This is a genomic window from Providencia sp. PROV119, from assembly GCF_028482435.1.
Taxonomy (GTDB): Bacteria; Pseudomonadota; Gammaproteobacteria; order Enterobacterales; family Enterobacteriaceae; genus Providencia; species Providencia stuartii.
This window is the reverse complement of sequence record NZ_JAMPQL010000031.1, coordinates 40,054-46,673: the sequence shown is the minus strand read 5'-3', so window position 1 is coordinate 46,673 and position 6,620 is coordinate 40,054. Positions and strand designations below refer to the sequence as shown.

At 41.1% G+C, this 6,620-nt stretch carries 7 protein-coding genes; 5 read left to right on the top strand and 2 right to left on the bottom strand.

What is annotated here, in order from left to right:
* Together PSF11_RS19540 and PSF11_RS19535 are read left to right on the top strand one after the other, a co-directional pair.
* Window positions 1-322 (top strand): UDP binding domain-containing protein (locus tag PSF11_RS19540; protein WP_272682875.1); only part of this gene is annotated, 322 nt, incomplete at its 5' end.
* A 161-nt stretch (window positions 323-483) separates the two neighbouring features.
* A complete protein-coding gene (locus PSF11_RS19535) occupies window positions 484-1,188 on the top strand; it encodes a lipopolysaccharide core heptose(II) kinase RfaY (RefSeq protein WP_225829611.1) in 705 nt (234 codons plus the stop codon).
* 29 nt (window positions 1,189-1,217) lie between these two features.
* Here the strand turns inward: PSF11_RS19535 and thiM are convergent, their stop codons facing one another.
* Both thiM and PSF11_RS19525 read right to left on the bottom strand, forming a co-directional pair.
* Window positions 1,218-1,988 (bottom strand): hydroxyethylthiazole kinase, encoded by a 771-nt coding sequence (gene thiM / locus PSF11_RS19530; protein WP_014657183.1) that lies wholly within the window; start codon window positions 1,986-1,988, stop codon window positions 1,218-1,220.
* Window positions 1,989-2,036: 48 nt separating this feature from the next.
* The gene (locus tag PSF11_RS19525; RefSeq protein ID WP_040132607.1) at window positions 2,037-3,239 is read right to left on the bottom strand and encodes an ROK family protein; all 1,203 of its coding nucleotides are present in this window, start codon (window positions 3,237-3,239) and stop codon (window positions 2,037-2,039) included.
* 187 nt (window positions 3,240-3,426) lie between these two features.
* Between PSF11_RS19525 and PSF11_RS19520 the strand changes: the two genes are divergently transcribed.
* From PSF11_RS19520 to PSF11_RS19510, 3 genes are all read left to right on the top strand, one after another.
* Entirely contained in the window at window positions 3,427-4,245 is an 819-nt protein-coding gene (locus tag PSF11_RS19520; protein WP_004924203.1) for a purine-nucleoside phosphorylase, read from the top strand.
* A 56-nt stretch (window positions 4,246-4,301) separates the two neighbouring features.
* Entirely contained in the window at window positions 4,302-5,237 is a 936-nt protein-coding gene (locus PSF11_RS19515) for an EamA family transporter (RefSeq protein ID WP_004924207.1), read from the top strand.
* 98 nt (window positions 5,238-5,335) lie between these two features.
* A complete protein-coding gene (locus PSF11_RS19510; RefSeq protein WP_061064529.1) occupies window positions 5,336-6,589 on the top strand; it encodes a nucleoside permease in 1,254 nt (417 codons plus the stop codon).
* The last annotated feature ends 31 nt before the right edge of the window (window positions 6,590-6,620 follow it).

Here is a 6,620-nt window from a genome sequence, read left to right as displayed (position 1 = left end):
ACGTAAAGACTTTATTTCCGATGCGATTATTGCCAAAGCGCCACGTAAAGTGGGGGTATACCGTTTGGTGATGAAGGCAGGCTCTGATAATTTCCGTGCCTCTGCGGTGCAGGGCGTGATGAAACGTATTAAGGCCAAAGGTATCGAAGTGATTGTGTATGAGCCAGTGCTGAAAGAAGATGAGTTCTTCCGCTCGAAAGTCTACCGTGACCTTGAGGCCTTTAAAGCGGACAGCGACATTATTTTGGCTAACCGGATGGTGCCTGAAATCGAAGATGTGGCGGATAAAGTGTATACCCGCGACCTATTTGGTAACGATTAATTCCCTTATTTTTCTGATCTATCACTAGCCAGCTGTTATGCTGGCTAGCTCACAGTGGATACTTGCCATTCTTTAACTATAATCTGCAACAATCGCTAAGAAATGAATGTAGGTAATTGTTAGCATTGGTTGAAACAGATGGTACGGTGAAATGGCGAGCAATGAAAAATATAATAAAGTCACAAAAAAATGGGTATCAGGTCTATCAAAAAGAGAGTGATATAGATTATTGGCAAGTCATTGATGATTATATCCAAGGCAAAATTGTTGGTAAAAATCTCAATAGTGGCAATATGGAGCGCAGTGTCGCTCGTATTACGATTAATGGGAAAAACTACATCATTAAGTGTGAAAAAGAGCGCGATAGTCGTTTAGAAAAGCGAATTATGCGTATGGTGCATGGCCCTTATTTTTCCCGCCTACTTTATCGTTTAGTGCGTGCGCAAAATCAAGGTTGTACTATCACAAATGATATCTATTTTGTGGCCGAAAAGATGCGCTGCCGAGAATCCATTGAAACATGGATTATTGCCGAATATGTTGAGGGCACAGTACTTTCGGAGGTCAGCGATATCACGCCTTATTACCGCGAAATAGCAGCACTTATTAACCAACTCCATGCTTATGATTTAGCATCGAATGATATTCATGCAGGTAATCTGGTGCTCACCGATAATGGACTTAAAATTATCGATTTATCAGACTTTGGTCATCTCGCGATTTGCAAAGCGAATGACTTAATTGCATTAAAACGGTTTTATGGTATCGAACCTGATAAAAAGAATTTTATGTACCAATTTATCATGTTGCGAAATAACATGCGTCATTGGTCGCGTAAAATACGTGGTAAGAAAACGCGTTTATAAATGTCGCGATATACGGCATTAACGCTGATTTAGCGTGATGATAATGCGTCCAAAAATTCAGGCACAAAGCTACCCGTTCCACGACAGCGTTGCTTTGCAATTTCGCCTGCTTGTTTCATGATGGCACATGTATTCGCGATATTGGCTAACCGATCTCCGGGTAATGCACAGCTTGCCGCAACAACGGCAGATAACCCACAACCGGTACCGACAACACGGGTCATTATTGGGTGGCCCCCAGAGATAGCCATCGTTCTTTGACCATCGGTAATATAGTCAATTTCTCCACTTATCACGACAATGGTTTGGGCTGTTTGGGCAAGAGATTGGGCGGCAGGTAGGGCATCATTCGTGGTGTTTAATGAATCGACACCTCGACCACCTTGGTTAAATCCTGCTAGCGCCATAATCTCAGACGCATTACCACGAACGGCAGTTGGCGATAAAGCCAGCAGTTCATGACAAAAGCGGGTGCGAAAGGTCAGTGCACCAGCCGCAACGGGATCTAACACCCATGGCTTTTCAGCTTTTTTAGCACTGTGTACCGCTAATGCCATGGCATTTTGGCGGTTTGCGGTCAATGTGCCTACATTAATTAATAAACCATCAGCAATAGCAGCAAATTGCTCCGCTTCTTCGGGTTCAATCACCATAGCAGGGGAACAGCCGAGGGCTAATAAAATATTAGCAGTAAAGGTTTGTACAACGTCATTGGTCATACAATGGATCAGGGGTGAATGTTCAATAAATCGCTGCTTAGTTTTTGAAATTTGCTCTTCTGAAGTCGTTTCAAATTGCATCACTGTCTCCTATGTCACCTGATCTCGCCAGTCTTTGTTAACCTAAAATTAATCCGCCAAATAATTTTCTAATACCATTCCACCCGCACCTTGAGCGACGACTTCATAGGAGTCATTTGCTGGAAAAATACGGGTTTTAATATGTGGAAATGCAGCCATTTTCGCTTCTATCGACTTTTTCGTCATGGCAAAAAAATGGTTTTTAGGTGTCAATGTACCACCACATACCACAACATCCGGCTGTAATGTTAAAATAGCGTTTGCAATCGCAAGGCCATAATAATAGGCAGCTTCCTCTAGCACTTCTAAACATAATTTATCATCCATAGCGAGTGCTTGGAAAATAGTATGATAATTAATCTCCGATTCAGTGCTGACTAACTGATTAATGATTGAAAATTTTCCTAATCGAATTTGCTGAATAATGCGTGCTTTTATGGCCGATAGCGAACTGTATTGTTTTAAGCATCCATAAGAGCCACATTCACATCTTAACCCTCGAATATCAATCGTCGTGTGACCAAAAGCTTGAGCGGTACTGATTGGCGCAGGGGCAAAGGTATTATTGATGATGGTACAGCTACGTATGTCCGTATCACAAGTTGTAAATAAAAAACGTTGGCTTTTTGAATGATACCTTAAACGGTATTCGGCAAGCGCGGCAAAGGTGATACCACTGCCCAGTGTCACAAAACAGGGCACTTTATTATCAATATAATTGAATAGGCTACTGATCCGCTCATCATATTTAGTAAAGTCGACCTTATCTCGTTCTAGAATATGATCAATGGCGATGCCAATACCCAGTATTTTTTCGATTGTTAATTGGTGCTCAGATAATAACTGTTCAACTTTGATCAATAGGTGATCCAGCATATTTTCTGCTGTCTCTAGCTGTTCATTTTTTATTTTCAGCATGCCTAAAATATCTAATTTTAGGTTAAGCAACATAATGGTTGAGTAGAGATCGCTCATCTCAATCCCAACAACATACCCATCATCCGAGTTGATACTATACAATATTGGCTTGCGTCCCCCCGTTGATTCCCCCAATTCCGATGTCGAAATTAATTGGCTTTTACTTAACTCATCAAGCAGTCTTGCACAAGTCGCGGGTTTCATACTGGCTAATGATGATAGCTCTTCTGCTCTTACTGGCCCATGATTCAGGATTAGCCTATACAGCATTTTGAGTTTACGAGTTTTTGAATTTTTCGAGGTGCGAAATTCATTCAATAGTGTAAGTAACAAGTCATCACCTTTTTCTTATCAAGACACGCCGCGTCCAAGATTAGCAGATCTGCTCAAAAAATCCTGCTGTTTAAATAAGATCATAGCGAGAATCTTTTTCTTAAAATGAGATTAAGATCGCTGATTGATTTTTAAATTACTTTATCATTACCTCATTCACTCTTTTGGGCACGATCCGGAGATTTCCATGCATAACACCAATGATATTTTAGAAAGCTTGCGTTTTATTGAATCACGTACAGCGACAAAACCAACGATTGGTATCATTTTAGGGTCTGGTTTGGGGCCATTTGCCGATACATTAGAAAATGCAGTCCATATCCCGTATAGCGAGATCCCACATTTCGCTAAGTCCGAAGCGGTTGGCCATGCGAATGAATTGGTGATCGGTACTATCGCAGGTAAAAATGTGGTCGCAATGAAAGGCCGTTTTCATTATTACGAAGGTTTTTCTCTCGACCAAGTCACTTTTCCTGTGCGCCTGATGAAAGCATTAGGTGTCGAGAAATTGATCATTACCAATGCTTGCGGTGCCGTCAATACTGACTTTAACCCCGGTGACCTGATGGTTATCACTGACCATATCAACCTAACTGCTAATAACCCGCTGATAGGGCCAAATAACCCGGAATTAGGTGTTCGCTTTTTGGATGTGAGCGAAGTTTATAACAAAGAGTTGCGCCAAGTGATCCTTGATGTTGCCAAAGAACAAGGCGTTTCGCTACGCCAAGGTGTCTATGCCTGGTGGACTGGCCCGACTTATGAAACACCAGCCGAAATTCGCATGATTAGAACGTTAGGGGCGGATGCCGTCGGTATGTCAACCGTACCGGAAGCACTGGTCGCTCACCATTCACAAATCAAAACAGTGGGTATTTCCTGCTTAACCAATATGGCGTGTGGCATTTTAGAGCAACCATTAAGCCATGATGAAGTGATTGAAACTGCCGAGAAAGTGAAGGCGACATTCTTGAAATTAGTCACTGGCGTGATCGCTCGCTTCTAACTTATTCTCAAAACAATATAAAGAGTGCCATAGAACACCATGTAGGTAGGTATGAAATGAAATTAAAGGGGTTAGTTTTAGTTTCACTGGGCGCTTGCAGCTATGGCATTTTGTCAACATTGGTTGTATTGGCTTATCAGGCCGGATTTTCTTTGAATGATGTCATCGGTAGCCAAACCGTGCTAGGGGCGGTTCTGCTCTGGCTATTTGTTTTGATTGGCTCCGCCATTAGGCGAAAGTCACTCAGTTGGCCATCGAAGAAACAATCAATATTGATGTTATTGACGGGGACAACAACAGGATTAACTGGGCTATTGTATTACGCATCATTGCAGTATTTATCTCCTGCTTTAGGTGTTGTGCTATTTCTGCAATTTACTTGGATGGGGGTGGCGATAAATACGGCTGTAACTCGCCGAGCTCCTACAGCAATGACGCTGGTGTCAGTATTATTTATCTTAATTGGTACGACATTCGCTACGGGGTTGCTTAATACGATGCATATCCAATTCCATTGGTTAGGTGTTGCATTAGGTTTATGTGCTGCTTTGTCGAATGCGATACGTGTCTATGTGAGTGGTGCACTCGCGGTGAAAACCGATCCTATGATGCGTTCCGCAATTATGGTAACGGGGGGAGCGATACTCACTTCAGTCATTGTACCTCCTACCTTTTTATGCCATTTCTCAACATTTAACTCACTCTTTTTTTCTTATGGATTACCCTTAGCCTTTTTTGGCTCTTTTTTTGGTATGTGGATGTTTGCTAAAGGAACTCCACTTATCGGAACGAGCCTTGCGACAATTTTAAGCTCAATGCAATTACCTGTAACAATCTTGCTGTCTGTTACCGTCTTACATCTACCTCTCGAATTCATTCAGTTTGTAGGCGTTGCCATTATCTTATTCGGTGTCACTATTGCTGAAGTGAAAATAAAAACAAATAAACAAATGCTCTTGAATAAACTGAGGCGCAGTAAGGCGACACGTTAATCAACGTTTAAACTCATCGAACAATATGTCCCGTATGAGTTAGCCAATAATGCTGCCAACCTAAAGAATGACGAGTATAACTCCAAATGGAGACTTGTATGAATATTAAAACCCGCTTAAAAATTATGTTGTTTTTGCAATATTTTGTCTGGGGAAGCTGGTTAGTGACGCTCGGTGCCTATATGATGAAAACACTCAATTTCTCAGGTGCCGAAGTCGGAATGGTTTATAGTTCTAAAGGGATTGCCGCCATTTTGATGCCGGGCATTATCGGAATAATTGCAGATAAATATATTCCCGCGAATCGGTTATATATGATCTGCCATATTATTTGTGCAGGCTCCTTATTCTACGCTGCAACAGTTACTGACTCGACATTGATGTTCTGGATCATGCTAATTAATGCGATGGCATTTATGCCAACCATTGCTTTATCCAACTCAATTAGTTACTCCTCATTAAGCCAATACCAATTAGACTCTGTGGCTAATTTCCCATCAATCCGAGTGTTTGGTACGGTAGGTTTTATTATTGCTATGTGGAGCATTAGCTTATTAAAATTTGAATTAAGTAGCATGCAGCTCTATATCGCAGGAAGTTGTTCGTTATTGTTGGCACTATATTCTTTGACACTACCTCATATTGCCGTGAATAAAAAAGCTATCTCAAGTAGTTGGGTCAGTAAACTGGGCCTTGACGCTTTGGTGTTATTTAAAAAAACTATTATGGCTGTCTTCTTTTTATTTGCGATGTTATTAGGCGCTGTTTTACAAATAACCAATACGTTTGGCAGCCCATTCCTACATGATTTTGCTCGTGACCCGCTATTTCAAGATAGTTTAATCGTACAGTATCCATCTATTTTACTGTCTATCTCACAAATGGCAGAAGTTGGTTTTATTTTAGCCATTCCATTTTTCTTGAAGCGTTATGGCATTAAAACTGTCATGTTATTAAGTATGTTCGCTTGGACATTAAGATTTGGTTTCTTTGCTTTTGGTGACCCTTCTGCAATAGGTTTAATGTTCTTGATCTTATCCATGATTGTTTATGGATGTGCTTTTGATTTCTTCAATATTTCGGGTTCTATTTTTATTGAAAAGGAAGTTGATAATCGAATGAGAGCAAGCGCTCAGGGGCTATTTATGACAATGGTCAATGGTGTCGGCGCTTATTTTGGGGCGATATTAAGTGGTCTCGTCGTTGACTACTTTAGCGTCGATGGCGTAAAAGATTGGCATACCATTTGGCTTGTTTTTGCCTCTTATACTGTTGTTCTTGCTGTTATTTTCTACTTCACGTTCCACTACCATCATGATAGGAAAGGTGAACTTGCAGCAGCAAAAGGGTAATGTATTTTATTCGATAGGAGATAAACTGCCC